Source organism: Geobacillus thermoleovorans, from assembly GCF_001610955.1.
GTDB lineage: Bacteria > Bacillota > Bacilli > Bacillales > Anoxybacillaceae > Geobacillus > Geobacillus thermoleovorans.
In genome coordinates, this window is record NZ_CP014335.1 from 3,161,484 (window position 1) to 3,183,860 (window position 22,377).

Consider the following 22,377-nt stretch of genomic DNA (forward strand, 5'->3'; position numbering starts at 1 on the left):
CCATAGTCTCCCCCTGTTCGTTTGTCTTTTTCGTTATTCCCCTTGGGCCAGTTGCCACACCGTATGATAAAGCACCTCTGCTCCAACGGCGCAGTCTTCTTTAGTACTCCATTCCGCCGGACTATGACTCACCCCGTCTTGGGAGCGGACAAAAATCATCCCGATCGGGCAAATCGGAGCCAACTGTACGCCGTCATGGGCTGCGCCGCTCGGCAGCCAAAACGGCGGATACCCGAGCTGCTTGCACGCTCTTTCCGCGGCCTGTTTCACCACCTCGGAACATAACACCGGCGCCATTTCTTGCAGTCGCTCGGTCGTGAGGCGAACGTTCCGCTCCTTGGTGATCGTCTCTGCCCGCGAGGCTATGTCATTCCATACTTGATCGCGCACCTCAGCCTTCAAGTCGCGCAAATCGAGCACAAATTCGACCCGTTCCGGAATGACATTAATACCGCCCGGATATACATGCAACTGTCCTACAGTACCGACCGTTGTCCCTGTTCGTCTTGCTTCCTCTTCGATCATTGTGATGATCTGGGCGGCTGCCGCCATCGGGTCGCGCCGCAATGACATCGGCGTCGCTCCGGCATGTTCCGCTTTTCCTTCGATGATAAACTTCACCCAAATCAGCCCGGCGATGCCAGTGACGATGCCAACTGGAAGACCAGCCTCCTCCAGCACCCGTCCTTGTTCGATGTGCAGTTCGACATAGGCTTTCACCGTTCCTGGTTTTCGTGCTGCCTGCGGCAAACGGTCCGGGTCAAGCCCCGTCTGTCTCATCGCTTCCGCAATAGAAATTCCGTTCGCGTCGCGGCACTCGAGCGCTTCCGGCAGCAACGTCCCCGCCATCGCCCGGCTTCCGATCATGCCGAAACGAAAGCGCGCTCCTTCTTCGTCCGTAAACGCCACTACTTCAATTGGGTGGTGCGTCACAACCCCGTGCTCGTTCATCGTCTGAACAACTTCCACGCCGGCCAACACCCCGAGCGGTCCATCAAAGCAGCCGCCGTTGTAAACCGAATCGAGATGAGATCCAACAAGGACGACCGGGGCATCCGGATTCGCCCCTTCTTTCCGTCCGATCAAGTTGCCAGCCGTGTCTTCATATACGAAAAGCCCGGCTTCGCGCATGTAGGAAGCGACCAAGTCTTTCGCCCTCCGCTCTTCAGCAGTGAACGAGAGGCGCGTGACGCCGCCGCTTGGTTTCTTGCCGACCTCCCCTAGTTCCATGAGCCGTTGCCAAAGACGTTCCCCTTGAATCAAGCTATCCTCCCCTCACGCCAATTACGGATAATTTTCGGATATGTCCTTAATTATAATGGAAACAGAGGAAATTTTCAAATAATACAAATAATACAAACGCCTTCAAGACAACAAAAAACTTCTGCCTGTCGCTAAAGGCAGAAGCTGATCGAGCAATTATAAGAAAATGCGGTATACTTTGCGCGGACGCCCGCGCGGATACGGGTTTGTTTCCCCGGCCACTTCGGCAAGGCCCACGGTCTCCAATTGGTTTAAAATCCGGCGGGCGCTGCGCGGCACAATCCCCATGTAAGAGGCCAACTCATGCGCTTCGATCTCGTTGGTTCCTCGTTTTTGCAATATTGCTTTCAATTTGCAGAGCGTCGCGGCGCTTAATCCCGTCCGCTCCGCCAGCTGCCGCAGTTCTCCGCCGCCGAGCGAATAGCGGAGGTGCACACTTTTTCCTAACGGACCCGAGATCGTTCCGTCATCAAACACCACCATCCACGCACCCCGTCCGCTTTGTTTCGCATGCAAAAACGCCTTCCCAGCCTGAATTTCGGCCTCATACGCCGTTCGGCCGATGCCGATTCCGCACGCGATGACCTCGCTGTACAAGAGCTCCGTCTCCTCCGCCGAGGGGACCGTTTTATAGCCATCGGTGATCTCTTTTAATGCGCCCCTTGTCGTAAAAATGACATAGCGGCCCGGCCCGGCGCTTTTCAGCGACCCTTGGACTTTTTTTGCATACCGTAGCAATTTTTCCGTTGTCTTCATCTCCAGACGATATATGTCATCGGTCGAAAATGTCTCTGGGGAGGCCGCCTGCATCGCATCGACTTCAATCATTTGCACGGCGATTTGCGCATCTTGCACCTGCAGCATCTGTCCGGTGCGAATGATGGTTTGGATGACCGCTTCCACCGCCGAGCGGGCAGGCAATACCCGATACACCGGCATTCCGAGTTTCTCCAGTTCGAGATGGGCTGTCCGCAAACAGGTGACCGCTGCTTCCGTTTTCCCTTGTTTCCAAAGGGTGTAATGATAGTCGGACAGTTCCTGGGCCGAAATGCCTCCCTCGTAATGCTTGACGTATGGAATCGGCTCCTCGATGCCCGCCTCTTCGAGCAGCCGTTCGATTTCGCGGCGCTCGTACGTGTCAAAACTAAGCCGGCTGACCGGAATCTGCTCCGTATAGTGCGCCTGCAGCAGTGTGCGGTACAAGCTGGCACCAATATGTGGCACATAAAACAGCGGCGCATCGACCTCACTGGACTGCTTGACGATCGAATACGGCACTTGTCCGGAAAACAGCCACATATCAACTTCTGACGCGAGCGGGCGGATCAAATCGATCACTTCACTTTCATCCCAATACACAACGGGAACGCAAACAAGCTCTTTGTACTCTTGCGCCACCGCCTGAATAATTGACAGCGAATCGTCCGCACCAAACAGACCTAAGCGAATGCGGATGATACATCCCTCCTTTTGCCGCCTGCCCATAGCGGTGGGAAAAGACGGCTTCTTCAGCCGCTCTCTTCCCCGCCTGTCTCCGCTTTCAAAGTGGCGGGCCACGACCCCACGTTTTCCCATAAAACCACTGGAAACATAACCTTCTCTTTCTTTGAAACGGCGATTGATGCCCCGCGCCCGCCGGCATGTCTACTATCCCACTTCCATCGAACGGACAGACCGCCTTATTCCCTTTTTTACAAAAAAGCCGTCGTGGCGATGCGAACGGGACAATTAAGCGGCATCCCTATTCACTTTGTTTGTGGAAAAAGGCAGCTGAGGCGCACTGGAGAACGTCAACAGCCCGATCCACTTTCAGCTGCCTATGCCCCACCGGCCGACCGATCGACTCGTAGATGAGGCCGGCGGCGTCGGCTTGTTTCGGGTCGTAGCAGTTGCGCCCGTCAAGCACAATTGGCCGATTCATCAGCGTCTTGTAACGGTGAAGGTCAAATTGCAGCACAGCCGGCCATTCGGTGAAAATGAAACAAACATCCGCGCCGCGAATGGCTTCCTCCATTGTCTCGCAACAAACAACCGCATCGCCAAAACGGCGCGAGACATGACCGAGGGCGGCCGGGTCCCAGACGCGCACGTCGGCTCCTTCGGCAATGAGCCGTTCGATGTTCGCCAATGCCGGCGATTCGCGCACATCGTCAGTGCCGGGCTTGAATGCGGCGCCCAGCACGGCTGCTGTTCGACCGCTGAACACACCAAGGTGGGCGCGCGCTTTCTCGAACAGTTTCCATTTCTGTTTTTCATTGACGTCCATCGCCGCCCACACGGTTTTGAGCGAATAGCCATGGGAGGCAGCCAACGCATAAAGCGCCTTCGTATCTTTCGGCAGGCAAGAGCCGCCATAGCCGACGCCGGCGCGCAAAAAGCGGCGGCCAATGCGCGGATCCATGCCGATTCCTTCCGCCACCGCCTGAATGTCGGCCCCTACCAACTCGCATACGTTGGCGATCTCGTTGATGTACGAAATTTTCAGCGCCAAAAACACATTGGCAGCGTACTTGATCATCTCTGCGCTTTTGCGGTCGGTGACAACGTACGGGAGCGCAAACGGGGCGTAGAGGTCCTTCATTATCCGCTCAGCTCTCTCCGATTCGACGCCTAACACAATGCGCGGCGCCTGCAACGTATCGCGCACCGCCGTTCCTTGTGACAAAAACTCCGGATTGGAAACGACATCGATACGCACCCCGCCGCGTCCGTGTTCCGCCAAAAAGCGAGCCGCTTCGTCTCCCGTACCGACTGGCACGGTCGATTTGATGGCCACAAGGCAGTCGCGTTCGGCCGACGCGGCGATGCGGCGCAGCGTTTCCCATACGTCATCGAGCTTGACCGATCCGTCCGGCAGCGGCGGGGTGCCGACCGCGACCATGATCACTTCCGCCCATCGATACGCTTCCGCATCGTCTGTGGTAAAGCGAAGGCGGGCGCTGTTCCGTTGGATGAGCGGTTCGAGCCCCGGTTCATAAATGGGGACGATTCCTTCATTCAACCGCCGAATTTTTTCCTCATTGACATCCACGCATATGACATCATGACCTTTATCAGCCAGGCAGGCGGCGGTCACAAGCCCAACATACCCCGCCCCGGCGATCGTGATTTTCATCGTTCCTCACACCTTTTTGATCCATTGCGCTATCGTCGCTTGTTCTCATTATAGCGAATCGCCTGGGGATTTTCATTGTTTTCGCCTAGCCGCTGAGTTCACCGGTTGTGCTCTGCGGCCAAAAGAAAACCGGGAGGAGCCACCCCCCGGTTGCGCGGCGTGTTTCCGTTTGCTTGATGACGGCCGATTGATCACAAAAACGAACAGACCGCCGATCAACGATTTCTCCACCATCATTCCTTATTCAAAATAATGCCGAACCGCATCCGCAATCGCGGTCGTCACCGCTTCCTGATAGTCGTCTGTCGCCACCGTCGCCGCATCTGTGCGGTTGCTTACATAGCCGAGCTCAAGCAATACAGACGGTCTGTCGTTTTCCCGCAGCACGTAATAGTCGCCAAACGCAACGCCGCGGAAAGGCAGTGCGGCCAATCGGGAAAGCGGGTCTTCGAATGATTGCGCTAAGCCGTAATCGGCAAAACGGTCGTAATAATAAACGGTGATGCCGCTCGCCTGTTGGTCATCTGCGCTGTCATAATGCAGGCTGATAAACGCATCCGCTTGATACAGGCGCGCCATCGCCACGCGCGCGGACAGCGGCACATACTCATCGCTAGAGCGCGTCAGCACGACGCGGGCGCCGTAAGATTGCAACTTGTTTTTCAGAAGCTTGGCGGTTTCCAACGTCAACTCCTTTTCCTTGATGCCATCGACACTTTGGGCCCCGCCGTCTTTGCCTCCGTGGCCAGCGTCAAGAACGATCGTTTTTCCGGCCAGCGCCTGAACAGGACCGCGCGTCCAGCTGTCTACATAAAGGCGGGAGTCGCTAGGCGCGATGGCTGAAAGCAGCGAGCGGTCAGCCGACTGGGGCGCTTCCGCTTCCTTTTCATTAGCTTGTCCACCCTTTACCTGCACATATGCGGATGACACCCACCCATCAAGCCCTGTTTGGGAGGCAATTTTGTACCATCCCGGTTTCTTTTCCACAATCTCGACCTCTTCACCACGGACAAGGCGTCCGACGCGCGCTGCCTTCAATGACGGCTCAGCCCGAACGTTGAGCGAACTGGCGTTGACGATTCCGGTTTGATGCGAAATCGATGACTCCCGAGCCGCAGTGAGGTATGCTGAAGACACCCAGCCGATCGCACCGTCTGCGATCACTTCCGTCCATTCCCCATCTTCCTTGATGACCCATACCGTTTCTCCCCGCGCCAAATGCCCGATAATTCGCCCATCTCGGCTCGGCTCTTGTCGAAGGCGGAGTCGGTTTTCTTGCACGACGGCCGTCTCTTTTGCCAACGCGACGTACCGCGCGGCGATCCACCCGGTTCGATTCGGTTTCCACTCGATGTTCACCCATCCATCCTTGACCTCGATCAGCCGATACGCCTCGCCGCGGTGAACGTTCGCCAATGGACGGTATGGCACCCCCGGCCCTTGGCGGACATTCACCTGATCCGCCGTCACCACCGCCAACTGAGCGGTTTTCCCACTCTCCCCTTTCGCCCCCACCGGCCAAGCAGCCGCAGCCAGCCATAGCAAACAAAACAACAGGGCGAGCCATGTTCCTCGCCTCATGCGCATTCCCTCCCCCGTTGTCTCCAATTTGTCTACTATATCGTTCGCGCACAACGGGGAATTTCCTATCTGTCACTTGGGAAAACCGCTCGACAAAACTAGCGGGGCGGCATCCATCAACCGACAATAGCTCTCCTTTTTCTGCATGATGCCTCTTCACACGACAACGGCAGCCACAACGCGCAACCCAGTCGAACCATCCAGCTACGGCCGACATACCACCATCGCTTCTCTAACCGATGTCCGAATGGATAAGCCGTCCCCATGAAGAAACACGCAGAAGCGCCAAAAGCGCTCCGTGCTCCAACGGGAGACGGTGTCCTTTGTCGCGCTGGAACCATTCAATGACGCGCATTCCATTGGGAAAACGGTGAATGAACAAGCACCAAAGTGTTTCAAAAAATCCAAAATATTACAAATACTTCATACCCTCTATTTTTTGGTAAAACGTCCGTCTCGCCACTGCTTGTTCGTTGTAAGACAGCGATTCATCCAAAAATCGCTGCACCATTTGCGACAGCTCATATTTTTGGCCAAAAAAGCGGCGCTGGCGCACCCGTTTGATTTCATGATTCTGCTGTTTGTTCATGCAGCACTTCTTATACTTTTTCCTACTTCCACACGGGCATGGGTCATTCCAGCCGATCGACATGCGTCATCCTCCTCTCCCATCTTTCTTTTTTCAATATTTCCATCAATAATGTTTAAATTCTACTATGGACAGGATAAACTACTATTACTGTAGATGAGCAAATTCACTGACATAAATTGACAACTAAACAAAAAAGGAGACATGAACCCGATTCCTTGGTTAGAATAGATGTACCACCAACTATCCACAAGGAGGTTCATGTCTCATGAATAGATTAGCACATCACCAAGGAATCCACAAGTTTTTCTTCACGCTGGGGTTGACGCTGCAGCTTTCCAAACCGGTCATCAAGCATCTCATTCATATTGTCGATGCCTTGACCACCAAGGGATTCTCGGGAACATTGACTGATATTCATTACTGGAGCTTTCATCCGAATCATCGAACGACGCTCAGTCACTTTTTCACGAAAAGCCCTTGGAACGAGGAAAGGCTGCTTGGGAAGCTTCAAGAGTGGATCCTTTCCCAGGTCGAACGACTGGCCAAACGGAAGAATCAACCCCTTTTTGTTTCGATTGATGATACGATTTGCCAAAAAACGAAGCCTTCGTCACGGGCTGCGCACGCCATTCAAGGGTGCGACTGGCACTACTCGCATAAAGATCATCAATCGGTCTGGGGGCATTCGCTCGTTTGGCTGATGGTGCACACCTTCACGCAGGCGTTCCCATTTGCGTTCCGCCTGTATGACAAGAAAGCGGGAAAAAGCAAGATCGACCTGGCGATCGAGATGCTTTCCTCGCTCAAGGTGAAGCGGGCTCAGCCGGTGTATGTGCTCATGGATTCGTGGTATCCGTCCAAAAAGCTCATTGAAGCCTGCTTGAAACAGGGATTCCATGTCATCGCGATGCTCAAGACGAACCGGATTCTCTACCCGAAAGGCATCGCCATCCAAGCCAAGCAGTTCGCCCGCTATATCGAGTCCAAAGACACCCGCCTCGTCACGGTGGGGCAGGAGCGTTATCGCGTGTATCGCTATGAGGGGGCCATCCATGGCCTCGATGACGCGGTGGTGCTGCTGGCTTGGAAGGCGGATCAGCCGCTGACGCCGGAACATCTTCATTGCATCTTGAGCACCGACCGGGAACTCGGGGACGAAGACATCTTGCGTTACTACGCCCAGCGCTGGACGATCGAGTGCTTTTTCCGGCAGGCGAAAGATCAACTGAAGCTGGATGGATACCGCGTTCGCCACATTCGGGCGGTGAAACGGTATTGGGCGGTGGTGCTGTTGGCCTGCGTGTACAGCATCGCCGAATCCCGACAAAACCTCTCCACCGGGCTGGAGCTTCTTCGGTCGCGGAAAGACCACAGCGTCGTCGAGTTCATTTATGACGCTGCGAAGCAAGATATTCCCATTGATGTGATCAAAAAACAGCTCCGTATCGCGTAAGGGGTACCCTGTTTGTCTCTCTAACCATGGAAATTATTGTAATGAAAAATGCTCATCTACAGTACTATTATACAAAACGTTTATCCGAAAGGAGACGAGGGCTATGAACCCCGACAATCTTGCTAAACTGATCGACGAATTGTCTGCCATGTTCCATCCGACAGAGCGGGACCGTCCACACGGCAGATGGGTTGAGGCGCCAAAGAGCGCACCCCCCTCCAAACGGCGGCGGTCCAAAACAGCCTACCAGCTGAAAATCACATTAAACGGCATCCGCCCGCCGATTTGGCGGCGCGTCCTTGTTCCCGGACATGCGACATTTCACGAGCTTCATCTCATCATCCAAGAAGCGATGGGATGGGAACAAGCCCATTTATACGAATTCGATTTCGGAAGCGTTCTCATCGGCATCCCTGACGGCTGGGATTCGTTTCAGCTGGAAAAAGAACTGATGGACGCCCGCCGCATCCCATTACAGCAATGGCTGACGGAAGAAAAACAAAAGTTTCTATATATTTACGATTTTGGCGACTACTGGCGCCATACCGTCACTGTTGAAAAGATTGAAACACTCCCAAAACCGTTGGAACGCGCCGCTTGCCTGAAAGGAAAACGGGCGTGCCCTCCCGAGGATTGCGGCGGCGTCTATGGCTACCTGGAGCTGCTGGAAGCGGCGGCGCAAAAAGACTCTCTTGCCGATCCCGAATTGCGCGAGCTGGTAGACTGGATGTACGACATGAAAGGCGAAGATTTTGACCCTGATGCCTTTGACGTCGAGGAAGCGAACGAGCGGCTGGCCTATATCCGATTGTAACGCATGCGAAAGAAGGTATCCGTCATCTCTCAAGGGCACCTTCTTTCGCACCCATCTGTCCTTTGTTGCCTGCTTTGTCCATCGCCTTACAAAAATCCCCGTTCGGCAAACGTCTCCCAGACGAGCTCCTCGAGCTCCTTGCGCAACTCAGCTGCATCGACTCCTTCAAGCAACCCGTCCTTTTTCCATGTTCGGATCGCTTTGTCGATCAAGCGATGGACTTGATCAACGTCCCAGCCCTCGCAATCAAACAACTCCTCAACTTGGTCAAGCCATTCCTCAATCGCACGGTCCAGCTCATCGCCATCCTCCATCCCACCGTCGTCGAACCAGATCTCATCACCGTCATCCCCATCGTCAAAGAGCCACTCATCATCATTCTCGCCCTCATCATCTCCATCATCGAGCAACTCTGTGCGAAATAAAAACAATTCCATCACAGCGGCTTCCACTTCCTCTACAGGAACGCCGTAGTGTTCCGCAACCTTTTCCATATTGACAAATTCTCTTCCAGCCATTTCACTCGCCAAATAACGGAGTGCAGCCGCATACACAGCAGGATTCTTGATGACCGGTTCATCCATTTCGCAATATGCGCGCCAAAGGAACGCAGCCTCGCTGAGCACTAAGGAGGAGGTTGTTTCTTCCTTTTTCTTTAATTCGCGAAAAACATCATCTTGATCTCGATCCCCCCAGTCCTTTTCGCTCAGCAGCTGCCACAACAGCTCATGGACCGCTATTTCAAGCAATTCCGGAAACGACTCGCGCAAAAACACTTCACACGTTTTCGTATCCGGATTCCATTCCGCTTGAAGCGCCCGCGCAAGCCGATCCTTCCCGCTCTTTGGAATCGGCAGCACCTTCATGAAGTACGCCCACTCGTCCCCATGTGGAACGAGGCATCCTACTAACACGTCCCCCTCCCTAGCAGACGGAAGCTCCTCCGGCGTCAAAAAACGGACGTACTTTTCTTTTCTGGTCAACAGATCGCGTACAAGGAAACGCCGCTCATCCTCGATATGAATGATCTCGTCAAACGACGGAACCGCCTCGTCCCATCGCTTCAAATGAGTTTGCACTGCTGGACGCCACCGCGTGCGGCGCCGGCTTCTCATATAGGCTGAAAAAATTGTCATCCCTTTGTCATCAACGTGTCTGTGAAAAATCGCCCAGTTCGTCAGCAATAAATTGGCGCTGGTCTCCAGCTCGTTAGGAAGCCCTTGAAATGGAGAACCAGACATCATGAAAGCAAGCTCTTCCTCATATCGCTCTAACGCAAACGAAAACACATCTTGCATACATTTGGCCACTTCACGGTCAATTAGAGATTCTATCGATACTGCTTCTTTCTTCCCACAACAATGCTTGTACGTTTTCCCACTGCCGCATGGACAAAGATTGTTTCGCGATGCCTTCACCATATAGCTACCTACTTTCTTTGTATCATAGTCATTGAACGTTCTCCCCCTCTACGCTAACGCTCGGGCCAGCTAAACACTTTGGGGAGACATTCACGATCAACGTGTGATGGAACTGCTTTCAGCAACACATATCGCAAGCACTTTGGGACTTCCGCCGCTCATGTCGAGAACATCGATTCGCATTCCATTTTTTATGCCTAACCAAAATCCTGGTTCTTCACCAAAAGGTGCCCTTGGCTTTTTCAAAACATGCCATATTTCCTTCTCCAAGGAGAAATCAGCCAATCCATGATTTTCATGCCGGTTGACACTCCGCACTCCTAAAGGTGTAGGATTCTTGGATCATTCGCGTCCTCATCCGTTTCTCGGTAAAACGAGAAAAACCCTGCTTCTCAAGCACACGTTATGGTGATGGACCAAAATCCTAAGAATATGAATGACTCTTACCATTGGGCTTGCCTGCATAATGGAGAATCATAGAGGCCGAGCCGAGAGAAACAAGCGCCCCGTCATTCATCGGGACGCCTACGGCCGGCGAAGCAAACGGGACAACGAGGCAAGCAGGCGCTCTTGAAACGCAGCCCGTTCTTTCTCCACCTTGTCTGGCCACTCTTGCAGCGCCTGAAGCCACGGCTCTACGTACGGAGAGAAAGACGGCGGATATACGCGGGCAAGATCGTCCAGCTTGCCGTTGCGATCGGTCGCGGCGACGATATACATGCCCGGCAACAGATGCGGCTCTGCCCGCTTCGGAATGTCCCATGTCACCGTTCGGTTATGGGTAAGCCAATCCAGCACCGCCTTCCCCTGTTCCACACGCTTGACGCGGAAAAACGAGAAACCGACGGAAAGGGAAATAGGCAAACCAAACAAACGAGCAAGCTGCCAAGCCATCAGTTCCTCATCCCCCTTTCCGTTCTCGCCCCTCCATTCATCCAGCAAAGCAAAGCAATGTTCCAATTCGCTTCTGACCTCTTCCAGCACGGCACCAATAACAGTTCGATGATTCGTTCCATAACGGCGGTCCAGCCAATCGGCCCACTCAAGCAACATATCGAGCGCTCGGCTCACCACTTCCCATGAAAACGAACTCCATCTTGACGGGATTTGATCGACGATGCATTGTTTCCAGTCTTCTTCTCCTACGTCCTCCCACGATGAAAACGTCCGCCCGGTCATATATTCACACACGAGCAAAACCACGGCCCAACACGCCTCTTTGGCCTCTTTTTCTCCGCTCACGATGACTTCGTTATAAAACGCCAATGCGTCATCGGTAAAATACATCCCTTCCCATTCCGCGCGGATCAACAATGTCTCGGTTCTTTCCGGCCCCATCCATTTCATTTTCCATAAGTCCGAAAGACGATGTGATGAGCTAAACGGAGATGGGGGCAATCCATAACGGGAGCGAATGGGATTCACTCCGATGAGCACCGGCAAATTGGCTCGTTCTTGCATGTTAAACAAATGGAATTCATACTCTTTCAGCCACTCATCCACTTCCTGCACACGCCCCTCGCGCGCCATTTCGTGAGGGGTTTTTCCATTCCATTTCTCAAGCGGGGTGTGAAGGGCTTTTTCCATTTGAACATCCAATCCGGCCATCGTTGCCACCCAAGGGGGAGAGTCTGGGTCTGAATCAATATGAAGCGAAACGTTTTCGATCCCTTTTCGGCGCAAAACGGCTTCTGTCCCCCGTTTTCGTTCTTTTGGGGAATACCCAAACGCCTGCAGCAGCGACACGAGCTGTTCGGCCGTCCCTTCCTCCTCGGTAGACAACACGAGACGCGACCGATGAGCGGATAATGACCCGCCTAATTCAAACACATGAATCGGCTTGGGGGAAATCACTCCGACATAATGGTACACATTGGTGCACCATGAACCTTCCACTTTCTCCCCATCGTCATGATCAATGTGAGCGCGTCCGATCGAAGCAAGCTTCCTCATCGCCTCAGCGGCTTCCTGGCATTCGTATTCATACGTCCATCGCGTGCGCTCCTCTTGCACATCGTCCGCCCTCGGAGGATAGCCTGCATCAACGATATCGAGAAAATGTTCAACGGCTACCTTTTCATACGGCCAATCGGTTTGCGTCAACAAGACGCGAATGTTCTCTTCCGCCCGTTCCACGCCCTTCGGATCCACAATCGATGATACACCGCAAACGTAATAGCCGCCGTCAAAGGGCTCCAAAAAGGCAAACATGCCGCCCCAAGGGCGCACAACCTCCAATGTCTCGCAATACGGCATGAGAAGTTTCTCGCCCGTCAACCGGTCGACCGCCACTCCTCCTTCATCATGCAAATCGACAAATTGCACAAGGCGCGGCACAAGTCGAACCCAGCGGTCCAACATTTCCTTGAGCTCCGGAGACAGACGACGCCCTTTTTCCTGTTGAAACCATTCAACGCCGCGCAATCCATTCGGATAACGATGGAGGAAAAAACGCCAAAGCGTCTCAAACACCTTCAACTCTTCACGATGATCCTTTTGTTCGATCATTCGGCGAAATGTACGGTTGACCGCTTCGCGTTCATCATAAGACAGCGATTCATCCAAAAACCGCTGCACCATTTGCGACAGCTCATATTTTTGGTCAAAAAAGCGGCGCTGCCGCACCCGCTTGATTTCACGCTCCTGCTGTTTGTTCATGCAGCACTTCTTATACTTTTTCCCGCTTCCGCACGGGCACGGGTCATTTCGGCCGATTGCCATGCAAAATCCTCCCTTCTAATCATTCCTTTCCAAAACGGCGACCAAGATATTAAAAACTGTCGGAATCGCGCACAAAGCCATTTTTCCCAATCCATTATGGATTCGGTCAAAACCGATCGTTCCCCGCCGCTTTTTTTGGAGTTTCACGAATGGAACGCATTCCATTCCCTGTTTCTACTTATAGAGGGCTTGGGTTGAGCCCAATGATGTTTGAATGAGAGAGCCCTTGTGGAACCGGCTTTCCTTTCTGACGAAATGCCGCTGACTTGCGCGCAGCGCCCGTTTTTCTGCCAGCTTCTAGATGAATCCCCGATCGGTGAAGATCTCCCACGCTACATCGCGGAGTTCTTTACGCAATTCTTTTTCATTCACTTCCTCAAGCAGGCCTTCATTCCGCCACGAACGGATGGCGCGGTCAATATGACGGTTGACTCGCTTCTCGTCCCATCCTTCACGCATCAACATCAGATCGATGTCATCGATCCATTCATTGATGCGCGCATCAAGCTCATCCCCTTCCTCTTCGAACCAGTCTTCCTCCCAGTCATCGAGCCATTCCTCGTCGTCTTCATCATCAACAGCCATCAGGAAAAAATCCAACGCCGCCGATCGCACATCTTCTGGCATCACGTCATACCGATCGGCGATGTCTTCCACCTCCGATCCTTCCGCCTTCATCAAATGCCCAGCCACATAGCGGAGCGCCGCCGCGTAGACGGGGACCGAATAAGGGAGGCGGGATGTTTTTCCGCAATAGATCGCCCATATGGCGAACGCTTGATTGAGCAGCGCCGCTGGCGCCTCCGGCTCGTTTTCATCGAGCTCGCGAATGACGGCCGCTTGTTTCGGATCATCCCATTTGAACTGTTTGGCGAACTGCCAAAGCCACTCCAAGAGCACATCGGAAAGCACAGCGACGAACCGATCGCGCATCCATAAAGCCGATGGCTGACCGCTCCACTCCCCTTCTTGTTGAATCGCCCGAAGCAATCGATCTTTCCCTGACGCCGGGAGCGGAAACACCGCTGTGAAACACGTGAACACGTCTTGGTACGGCACAAGGAAGCCGAACACCACATCTCCTGTTTCGATCACGCTCGGCCATTGATCGGAAGTCAATAAATGAACGATCTTTTCCTCTCCCGTCAACAAATCCCGGACAACGGGGCGATTGTCGTCATCATAGCCGATGAACTCGCCAAGCGACGGAACGGCTCCTTCCCACCTCTCGATGTGCGCCTGAACGGACGGGCGCCACCGCTCCCAATGACGGCTTTTCCGGTAAGCAGAAAAGATCGTTTGTCCTGTTTCATCAACCGGCCAACAAAACAACATCCAGTTCACCGCCATGATCTGCACGCCAAGCTCGAGTTCCTCCGGCATCTCATCAAGCGGGAACTGGTCTAAAAGCTCTTCCGCCTCCCTCTCATACCGCTGCAAAACAAACTGACGCATATCATTCATGCATTCGATCAACTCGCGGTCAATCAATGACGAAATCGAAACCGCCTCTTTTTTTCCGCAACAATGCTTGTACTTTTTCCCGCTTCCGCACGGGCATAACGCGTTCCGCGGCGTTTCCGCCATATTCGATGCACCTGCTTTCTTTTCCATTTGGACTTTTTCTATTCCTATTATACCATCATCGATAGACGTTCAACCATCACCAGCTTTCTTTCTATCAAAACGCGTACACGTTCAAAAGCTCGCAATGTCCTTTCATGCCGGCTCGAGAACAGACGCGTTTTGTCACATTGCCCCTCTTTTTTCGACACGCTGTCACATGCTATAATAGGATGATAAGGAATGGATCGGAAAGGACGGACCGACATGTTGCAGACCACGATCTCCAAACCGCTTTTGCGGCAAGCGGCAGAAGAATTGGTGAAAGAATTGCCGTATCCCATTTTCCACAATCTCATTCAAAAAGGACGGGATTTGTCCAGATACGGGTTCGTCTATAACGTGATGGTCATCAACAGCCATGAAGTGGAAGGGGTCGTGTCTGACAAAACTCCTCATGACGTCATGGTTGATTTGTCCAACGTCACCCGCCGCCATCGCTGCCCGTGCGGGACGGAAGGGCTGTGTCCACACGTTTTGGCGCTGTTCTTTTATATATACGGCAACGTGTTCGACGTTGGCGAGCTGTTCCGCCTTTGGAAAAAAGGGCAAATCGGCGCGTTGTGGAAAGAATCCGCTGTCCATGAACCAAAAACGCCTGCTCCAAAACGCGCGGGGAAAACGGCAGGCCTTTCGATCACAGCCAATGAAACGGTTGAAGATTGGCGGGGCCAGTTCGAGAAACAGTATGAAGACTTTTTCTCCCGCCATCAAAACGGCCAAAACTGGCCGTACCGTTTAGCCTTCCAGCTGCTCCCGAAACTTGGCAAAAACGAAGGGAAGCAAGCTGGCGCCCGTCCGTTGCGGGAGCTTCATGCCGCCCTCTTTTTGTTGGAAAAGCTTCGGCAGTACGGGGAGGCGCAAGGGTGGAACGACGTCGTATTCGCCTCTTACGGACAGTTTTCCTGGCAGCAGGACGTCAACTATGTCGCCGACCGCGCCTTTGACGCCTTGGAAAAATTGTCTACTCAATCGCTGCCGCGGTCGCTCAACGCGTTGATTGAACAGACGATTCCGTATGTTCGTGATGTACTGTTTTTGGACGGAGGGCTGTCATCATTCGGCTATGACTTTTACACAACCGCGTGGGAATCGCTGTTCACCAAGCCCACATGGCGGCAAGAGGAACGAGCCGAACTCCTTCGGCTCGCCAAAGACCGAGACGACATCCGCGCCGCTATGGCGGCGGCTCATCTTTCCTTTTTGCTTGGCGAAGACGACGAAGCGATGGCGCTTTACCGCGCGTTCCCCGATCAGGCAGGCTTGTTTTTGGTGGAATGGATGGGGCGATTCATTCAAAACGGCCTCTTGAAACGGTTTGAAGCCGTTTGGGAAAAAGCGAAGGACGATTGGCCGCTTTATCTTTCCCACATGTCCGACCTCGCCCGGGGAAGTTTTTTGGACGAAGCGGTTCATTTGTTTGAAATGTATGCCCGCCAACGAAACCGACCGGATGCATGGGAAGATTTTTTGCAGCGAAGCCTTCCGTACAGCGTCAACGAGTACACCAACTTTTTGTATCGGCAAGGACGCTACCGGGAAGTCGTGGACCTATTCTTATGGGCGAACATCACCGCTGATGAGCTGCATCCGCAGCTGCTCAAAACATTGCAAGCGCGCGGGACGGATCTTGTCATGCCGTTATATCATCGGACCGTGATGAGGCGGCTGGAAGAAAAAAACCGGGCGAGCTACCAAAGGGCGGTCCGCCACTTGAAAACGATGCGGGCTCATTACCGCTCGATGAAGCGATTCGATCAATGGGAAGCGTATCTTGAACAGCTGCTCGCCAAAACGGCGCGCCTGCGCGCGTTTCATGAAGAATTAAAGAAAGGAAAACTGCTTCCATGAAGGCATTGGAGACGATTCAGATTTCCTGCAGATGGAATGAAGAGATTCGATGTTTCGAGCTCTCTGGTTCCACCCATCCCTCATCATGGGTTTCGCCTTTATTGGCTTGGCACGAAGAAACCTTTTACGGGACCATGATTGATATCGAAGACGACATCGTGCGGCTGTCGCCGTGGCAAGCGCTCACTCTGTTCGCGTTGCGTCCGCACTCGCGCTTTTCCGTCATCGAATGGGCGGATGAATTCACCGCCCGATTGGAAGAGTGGGCGAGACACATTTGGAATGGGTTGGGGGAACGCCGCTTCCTTCCAGACGCTTCCCTTTGGAAAAACACAGGCGGCGCATGGAGCGAAGCGGGTCGCACCCGCTGGCGCGGCGCGGATGACGATCCCGATCCGTTCGTCGCTACATGGCGGTCGCTGGCGATTGCCGACTGGCTGTCGCGCGACCCGGAGCTTCGCGGCATTTGGGGCGAAATCGTTCGCGCTTATCCATTGATCGCCTCCCCCAGCGGCCAATGGACCGGAACGGAAGACGATTGGCTTGAACAAATCGGCTGGCTCGGCGACCGACCGCCATTTACGGTCGGACTGCGCCTTGTCGAGCCGTCCGAGGAAGGCGACGTATGGACGCTTGAAGCGGTGCTAATCGCCGTCGACGACAGCGTCATCGCACCCGCAAGCGACATTCCGCGCGCTTGGCGCCCATATGAATCATCGATCCAGCGCGCCATTCGCCGCATTTGCGCGATCGTGCCGTGGCTTGACGCCGGGGAGGGTCTGCGGACGGAACTGTCTAATGAAGAAGCGTGGCGTTTTTTGTCCGAAGACAGCTTAAAGCTCACCGAAGCGGGCGTGCGCCTGCTGCTTCCCGACTGGTGGCACGATATCCGCCAGGCGCAGCTGTCGATCAAAGCGAAGCTGTCGCCTTCCGTCAACGCGGAATCATTATTCGGCCTTGAGCGCCTCGCGGACTTTGACTGGAGGGTGGCGACCAACGGGATTGAGCTGACAGAAGAGGAGTTTGCCGCTTTGGCGGAACAAAAGCGGCGCCTCATCCGCCTGCGCGGCCAATGGCTCATTCTCGATCCCGCCCTTGTCCGCCGCGCACAGGCGCTCATGGAAAAGGCGAAAAAAGAAGGCGTGCCGATCCACGACATCGTGGCGCAAACGCTGCTTTCGGAAGCAGAGGAGCGCGAAGAGGCAGCGGACGAATCGATCCCGATCCACATTGACGTCCACGACCAATTCCGGGCGTTTATCCGCCAGCTCCAGCAGCTTGATGGATTGCCGAAAGCGAATGTGCCGCCGTCTTTTCACGGCACGCTCCGCCCGTATCAGCAGCGCGGCGTCGACTGGCTCGTCTTTTTGCGCCGATTCGGCTTTGGCGCCTGCTTGGCCGATGACATGGGGCTTGGCAAAACGGTGCAACTGCTCGCCTATTTGACCTATGTAAAAGAAATGGAGCGGCCGGACACGCCGGCCTTGCTCATCTGCCCGACCAGCGTGATCGGCAACTGGCAAAAGGAATGCGCCCGCTTCACCCCAGACTTGCGCGTCTACGTGCACCATGGACCGAACCGGGCGAAAAACGATGCGTTCGTGCAAACGGCAGGCGAGGCCGATCTCGTCATTACGTCTTACAACCTTGCTCATTTGGACCAAGACGATTTAAAACAGATGCACTGGCACGTCATTTGCTTGGATGAAGCGCAAAACATTAAAAACGCGCAAACGAAACAAGCGCGCGCCATCCGCCGCTTGAGCGGAAAACATAAAATCGCCTTATCCGGCACGCCGGTTGAAAACCGTCTCGGCGAACTTTGGAGCATCTTCCACTTCCTCAACCCCGGCTATCTCGGCAGCCGTGCGGAGTTTGAGCGGCGCTTTGCCGGGCCGATTGAAAAAGAAGGAGATGCCCATAAAAAAGCGGCGCTGCAGACGCTCATCCGCCCATTTCTCTTGCGGCGGACGAAAACGGATGAAGCGGTTGCGCTCAACTTGCCGGATAAGCTTGAACAAAAAGAATATTGCCCGCTCACGGCCGAACAGGCTGCCTTGTACGAGCAGCTCGTCAACGACACACTCGAACGGGCAAAGGAAGCCAGTCCGTTTGCGCGGCGCGGCTTGATTTTGCAAATGCTAAACGGTGTGAAGCAAATTTGCGACCATCCGGCGCTGTATTTGAAAGAACGCCGACCCCGCCAGCTCGTCGAACGGTCGCACAAACTCGAAAAGCTCATCGAACTGATCGAGCAAATTCGCGCCAACGACGAATCGTGCCTCATCTTCACGCAATATGTGCGAATGGGCGAGATGATCCAAGAACTGCTTTCCGACTTGTTTGATGAGCGGGTGTTGTTTTTGCACGGAGGCGTCCCAAAACAAACGCGCGACCGGATGGTGGATGAGTTCCAAGCGAAAAAAGCGCCGATTTTCCTTTTATCGCTCAAAGCCGGCGGCACCGGGCTCAACTTAACAGCGGCCAACCACGTCATCCATTTCGACCGCTGGTGGAACCCGGCCGTCGAGAACCAGGCGACCGACCGCGCCTACCGCATCGGACAGACGAAATTCGTCCACGTCCATAAATTGATCACCATCGGGACAATCGAAGAAAAAATTGACGAGATGCTCGAACAAAAGCAAGCGCTCGCTGATGTGATCACCGAAGGCGAGGCGTGGATCACCGAACTGTCCGATGACGAACTGCGAGACTTGCTCGCCTTATCAGCCGCGGCGAAAGGAGGCGCTTAAGCATGGCGGGAGAAAAGCCAAAGCGCAAGAAAAAAACGGCGGAAAACCCGTGGGAAAAGCTGCTGAAGCGAATGGAGGAGAAAGTGAAAGAGCGGGAAAAGCGGCAAAAGCAACCGTAAAGGAGCATCACGCGGGCGATGAACGTCGCCCCGATCCCGTTGGACACAGAAAAGATCCATGAGCAACCTTTGCCCTTCACCTGGGCATGAAAATGCCCCATCAAGACGCGTGCATTTTCACGGAAACAGCGTGGGAAGAATCCCACGCTGTTCGCTTTTAAGCAGTCCTTTCGAAGACCGTTGAAAAACGACGGATTTGTTCGATTTGGGAGAAGCCGAAAGGGGTCACGCGACGGTGTTGCAAAGTTTTGAACTGAAGAAACGCTGTGAGGAAGCAACATTTCCTCTTTCATCACGATAATGCAAACAAACAAGGTTGAACATCCGCCTGCTCATATAGCCGTTCCTCATTGAGCACATACACCGTCACCGAACAAGTCACGTTTATGCCAAACCGAAGTCCTTCGCACAAGGCAAGAAACCGGCCAAATGCAAAAAAGGACCGGCCGCCAACCTTCCTCATCAAGAGAAGGTCTGTCGCACCGATCCTTTCGCTAAACGGAAGCATACATCCGATCGAGCTCTTGCGCTTCGTATTTCGCAAACGGGTCGATGAGCGAAATTTTTTGCGCTTCCGCATCGCCGACGCCGGCGTACAGCTCGGCGGTGCCGTCGCCTTTGCGGATGAGCCCGCCGCTGAAGACAACGTTCGCCAAATCCGGCCGTTTCGCCGGCCCGTCTAAAAAGTGGGAGCGAAGCGCAAGCAATTCCAGCTCCGAACGCTCCATCGTCTCGGGGTTCAACACGAACACCATCGGGTAGTAATGGCGGTTGCCTTGCTCGTCAAAGCAAGCGATATGGCCGAGCGCCCCAACAAGCCCGTTTGCAAGCAAATGCGCCTCGTTCACGCCGCCCCATTCTTCATCCGTAAATTGGGCATCAAGAATCGGCGCTGCCTCGATCACGTCCGGCGTCAACTCATCGAGCGAGAAAATGCGGGTGAAACCGATTTTCCCGCGGCCGCCTTTTTCCCCTTGCGGTCGGGTAAACACGCCGATCGAGCCATCTTTCAACTCGACGAGGCGAATGTCTTTCATCCCATCCGGCCCTTCGGCGAACTTTTCTAAGCGGCGAATGTTCGGTCCACGGTAAAAGACCGTCCGCCAGCTATGCTCGCCAACAAACACCGGATGCGGAAACGTCTCCACGCCGCCAAACACAAGCTGACCGTGAATGCGCGACACGAACGGGTCTTGCAAGGCGAACACCGGCGCCCCTTCACGAGGGACCCAAACGCCGTCACGCTCGACGAAAAAGTACACTTCCGACTGCTCGCTGTCGCGCGCCTCGACGCGCCCAGCGATCACCCATTCTCCTTCATCCACAAACGGTGCGGAAATATTATAAACGTCTCGGTCCCCAACACCCGCAAAGCGGAGTTTTTCCGGCTCAAACGGCTGTGGGGCCAGGCGGAATTCATCGACTAATACTTGACATGTCTTCAATGTTGGCGATTGGAATAACATGATCATCCCTCCAGGCGTTGCCAAAAACGCCGTATGCATCGCTTTTGGCCATTTTCCCTGAACAGGTTCGAACAGGAAACGCTCTCCAACTTCCTTTCATGCCAGTCCAATCAATCGGACATGGATGGCTGCGCCACCTCCTAGGCTAGGCAAGGAAGTCAATGAAACTGGTTTGTGTGTTATATTATAATATGATATGAAGGATTGTGAAACACGTTATTCTTTGCCAAAAAAAGAAGGGCCAAGCGTCTGTCAAGGCCCTTTTTTTCTTAATTTTTATTTAATATGAATCAACCATTTGGATAAATGACTCGTCGATATCAACGACCACAAATTCCACATCCTCAACCGGCGCGAGCACCTCGCGAAATAACCTAGCCACTCTCGCTTTGTCAAGCCGGCCGACTCCGGTTCCCAAGGCCGGCAGCGCCACCTTCTTGATCCCGTGCTCCCGACAGTGCGCGACAAGCCGCTCAAGACACGACCGGACGATCTCATACGACGTTGCTCCAGCCGGCTGCTTCATCGTCACAAGATGAATCACACCCCGAAACGGCAACGAGCCTGCCCCTGTCACGTACAAATCGCCTGGCTGTGGATCTTGCGCTTGACAGACGCGGATCGCTTCCTCTTCAATCACGCGCCCGCCTGCCCGACGGATCGCCGCTGCCACCCCGCCGCCCATCGGTCCGATGCCGTTGGCGGCATTGCAAATGTACTCGACCCCTTCAACCTTCGTCAAATCGCCGACCATCGCAGAAATCACCGTTCATCCCTCCTGGCTTCGCCTCTCGGCTATTTTGCGCAAAAAATCACAAAGGACAACGGCATGGTTATGTCGTTCATTTTTTGCTGCATACAACAGCGTCACCACTCCGGAAAGCAACAACAGCTCATCCACAAGCTCCTGCTTCGTTTCCTCTGTTTCCAACTCCCGCTCATATGCCCGCGCAAACTCGGCAAACCGCTCTGGCCGATGGCCAAACCATTGCCGCAGCGCTGGACTCGGGGCAATCTCTTTCATCCAGCGGTCGATGCGCGACTCGGCCTTTGACACCCCGCGCGGCCAAAGGCGGTCGACGAGAATGCGGATGCCGTCATCCTGTCCGATTGGGGTATGACTCCGTTTTAGCCTGTAATAACCCATACCGGTCGCCTCTTTCCTGCCCTATACGTTTACCTCGTCCCACTTGGCTTTTACCACTAATGTCCCACCCGTTCTCCTCAACATTTTTTCCAGCTTCATCAAATAAGTCGATTTCAAAGCAGGCGTTCTCACACGGGTAGTCACGATTCTCCCTTCGAATCGATATCCAGGCAGCCATTTCCCTAACTGTTCGATTGTTCGGGCGATCTGGTGTACAGCTTGCTTAAGGTCAGACCCTTTTAGTTCGATGAAAAATGCCCGATCTCCTTCGATCACTAAAAATAAAAAGTCGCATTTTACCCCCTCTTTAATCAAACAACCGTCTACACGGTACAGGGCCACCCTCTTTTCCCTCTCATTGACAAAACGAACCCCTCTCCCGTTTTCCTCAACAACTGCTAGTTTTCGACGGTCGCAATAGTGTAAACAACTTTCCCAACCTACAACCGCCATGT

Annotated in this window: 16 protein-coding genes; 4 read left to right on the forward strand and 12 right to left on the reverse strand. The window is 53.9% G+C overall.

The window, feature by feature from the left end:
• Positions 1–33: 33 nt before the first annotated feature.
• The 5 genes from GT3570_RS15940 to GT3570_RS15960 all read right to left on the reverse strand — a co-directional run bounded on the left by GT3570_RS15940 (position 34) and on the right by GT3570_RS15960 (position 6,611).
• Complete coding sequence (locus GT3570_RS15940) at positions 34–1,263, reverse strand: Zn-dependent hydrolase (protein WP_062899009.1); 1,230 nt, start codon at positions 1,261–1,263, stop codon at positions 34–36.
• Positions 1,264–1,419: 156 nt separating this feature from the next.
• Positions 1,420–2,748 (reverse strand): helix-turn-helix domain-containing protein, encoded by a 1,329-nt coding sequence (locus tag GT3570_RS15945; RefSeq protein ID WP_014196895.1) that lies wholly within the window; start codon positions 2,746–2,748, stop codon positions 1,420–1,422.
• A gap of 256 nt (positions 2,749–3,004) precedes the next feature.
• Positions 3,005–4,378, reverse strand: a complete 1,374-nt coding sequence (locus GT3570_RS15950) for a UDP-glucose dehydrogenase family protein (RefSeq protein WP_011232724.1) — start codon at positions 4,376–4,378, stop codon at positions 3,005–3,007.
• 240 nt (positions 4,379–4,618) lie between these two features.
• Positions 4,619–5,959, reverse strand: coding sequence for an N-acetylmuramoyl-L-alanine amidase family protein (locus tag GT3570_RS15955; protein WP_062899010.1), 1,341 nt, complete (start codon positions 5,957–5,959; stop codon positions 4,619–4,621).
• Between the two features lie 412 nt (positions 5,960–6,371).
• Positions 6,372–6,611 carry an SEC-C metal-binding domain-containing protein gene (locus GT3570_RS15960; protein WP_011232726.1) on the reverse strand — a complete coding sequence of 80 codons (240 nt, stop codon included), beginning with the start codon at positions 6,609–6,611 and terminating at the stop codon, positions 6,372–6,374.
• A gap of 205 nt (positions 6,612–6,816) precedes the next feature.
• On the opposite strand from GT3570_RS15960, the gene GT3570_RS15965 reads away from it, so the two are divergent.
• On the forward strand, positions 6,817–8,004 hold the full coding sequence (locus tag GT3570_RS15965; RefSeq protein WP_062898523.1) for an IS701 family transposase: 1,188 nt from the start codon (positions 6,817–6,819) through the stop codon (positions 8,002–8,004).
• A 103-nt stretch (positions 8,005–8,107) separates the two neighbouring features.
• Entirely contained in the window at positions 8,108–8,818 is a 711-nt protein-coding gene (locus GT3570_RS15970) for a plasmid pRiA4b ORF-3 family protein (RefSeq protein ID WP_011232727.1), read from the forward strand.
• Between the two features lie 86 nt (positions 8,819–8,904).
• On the opposite strand, the gene GT3570_RS15975 is transcribed toward GT3570_RS15970, so the two are convergent.
• From GT3570_RS15975 to GT3570_RS15985, 3 genes are all read right to left on the reverse strand, one after another.
• On the reverse strand, positions 8,905–10,239 hold the full coding sequence (locus tag GT3570_RS15975; protein ID WP_014195141.1) for an SEC-C domain-containing protein: 1,335 nt from the start codon (positions 10,237–10,239) through the stop codon (positions 8,905–8,907).
• Positions 10,240–10,764: 525 nt separating this feature from the next.
• Positions 10,765–12,960 carry a YecA family protein gene (locus tag GT3570_RS15980; RefSeq protein ID WP_062899011.1) on the reverse strand — a complete coding sequence of 732 codons (2,196 nt, stop codon included), beginning with the start codon at positions 12,958–12,960 and terminating at the stop codon, positions 10,765–10,767.
• 297 nt (positions 12,961–13,257) lie between these two features.
• Positions 13,258–14,574, reverse strand: coding sequence for an SEC-C domain-containing protein (locus GT3570_RS15985; protein WP_062899012.1), 1,317 nt, complete (start codon positions 14,572–14,574; stop codon positions 13,258–13,260).
• A 216-nt stretch (positions 14,575–14,790) separates the two neighbouring features.
• Here GT3570_RS15985 and GT3570_RS15990 point away from each other — a divergent pair, with 216 nt between their 5' ends.
• Both GT3570_RS15990 and GT3570_RS15995 read left to right on the forward strand, forming a co-directional pair.
• Positions 14,791–16,434 (forward strand): hypothetical protein, encoded by a 1,644-nt coding sequence (locus GT3570_RS15990; protein ID WP_062899121.1) that lies wholly within the window; start codon positions 14,791–14,793, stop codon positions 16,432–16,434.
• A complete protein-coding gene (locus GT3570_RS15995) occupies positions 16,431–19,190 on the forward strand; it encodes a DEAD/DEAH box helicase (protein WP_062899013.1) in 2,760 nt (919 codons plus the stop codon). The genes GT3570_RS15990 and GT3570_RS15995 overlap by 4 nt, the downstream gene beginning before the upstream one ends.
• Before the next feature lie 613 nt (positions 19,191–19,803).
• Here GT3570_RS15995 and GT3570_RS16000 read toward each other — a convergent pair.
• The 4 genes from GT3570_RS16000 to GT3570_RS16015 all read right to left on the reverse strand — a co-directional run bounded on the left by GT3570_RS16000 (position 19,804) and on the right by GT3570_RS16015 (position 22,375).
• Positions 19,804–20,775, reverse strand: a complete 972-nt coding sequence (locus tag GT3570_RS16000) for an MTP-1 family protein (protein ID WP_011232734.1) — start codon at positions 20,773–20,775, stop codon at positions 19,804–19,806.
• Positions 20,776–21,055: 280 nt separating this feature from the next.
• Positions 21,056–21,541: a macro domain-containing protein gene (locus tag GT3570_RS16005; protein WP_023634280.1), complete on the reverse strand. Its 486-nt coding sequence runs from the start codon at positions 21,539–21,541 to the stop codon at positions 21,056–21,058.
• Positions 21,542–21,544: 3 nt separating this feature from the next.
• The gene (locus tag GT3570_RS16010) at positions 21,545–21,922 is read right to left on the reverse strand and encodes a DUF488 domain-containing protein (RefSeq protein ID WP_011232736.1); all 378 of its coding nucleotides are present in this window, start codon (positions 21,920–21,922) and stop codon (positions 21,545–21,547) included.
• A gap of 21 nt (positions 21,923–21,943) precedes the next feature.
• Complete coding sequence (locus GT3570_RS16015; RefSeq protein ID WP_011232737.1) at positions 21,944–22,375, reverse strand: hypothetical protein; 432 nt, start codon at positions 22,373–22,375, stop codon at positions 21,944–21,946.
• Between the last annotated feature and the right edge of the window lie 2 nt (positions 22,376–22,377).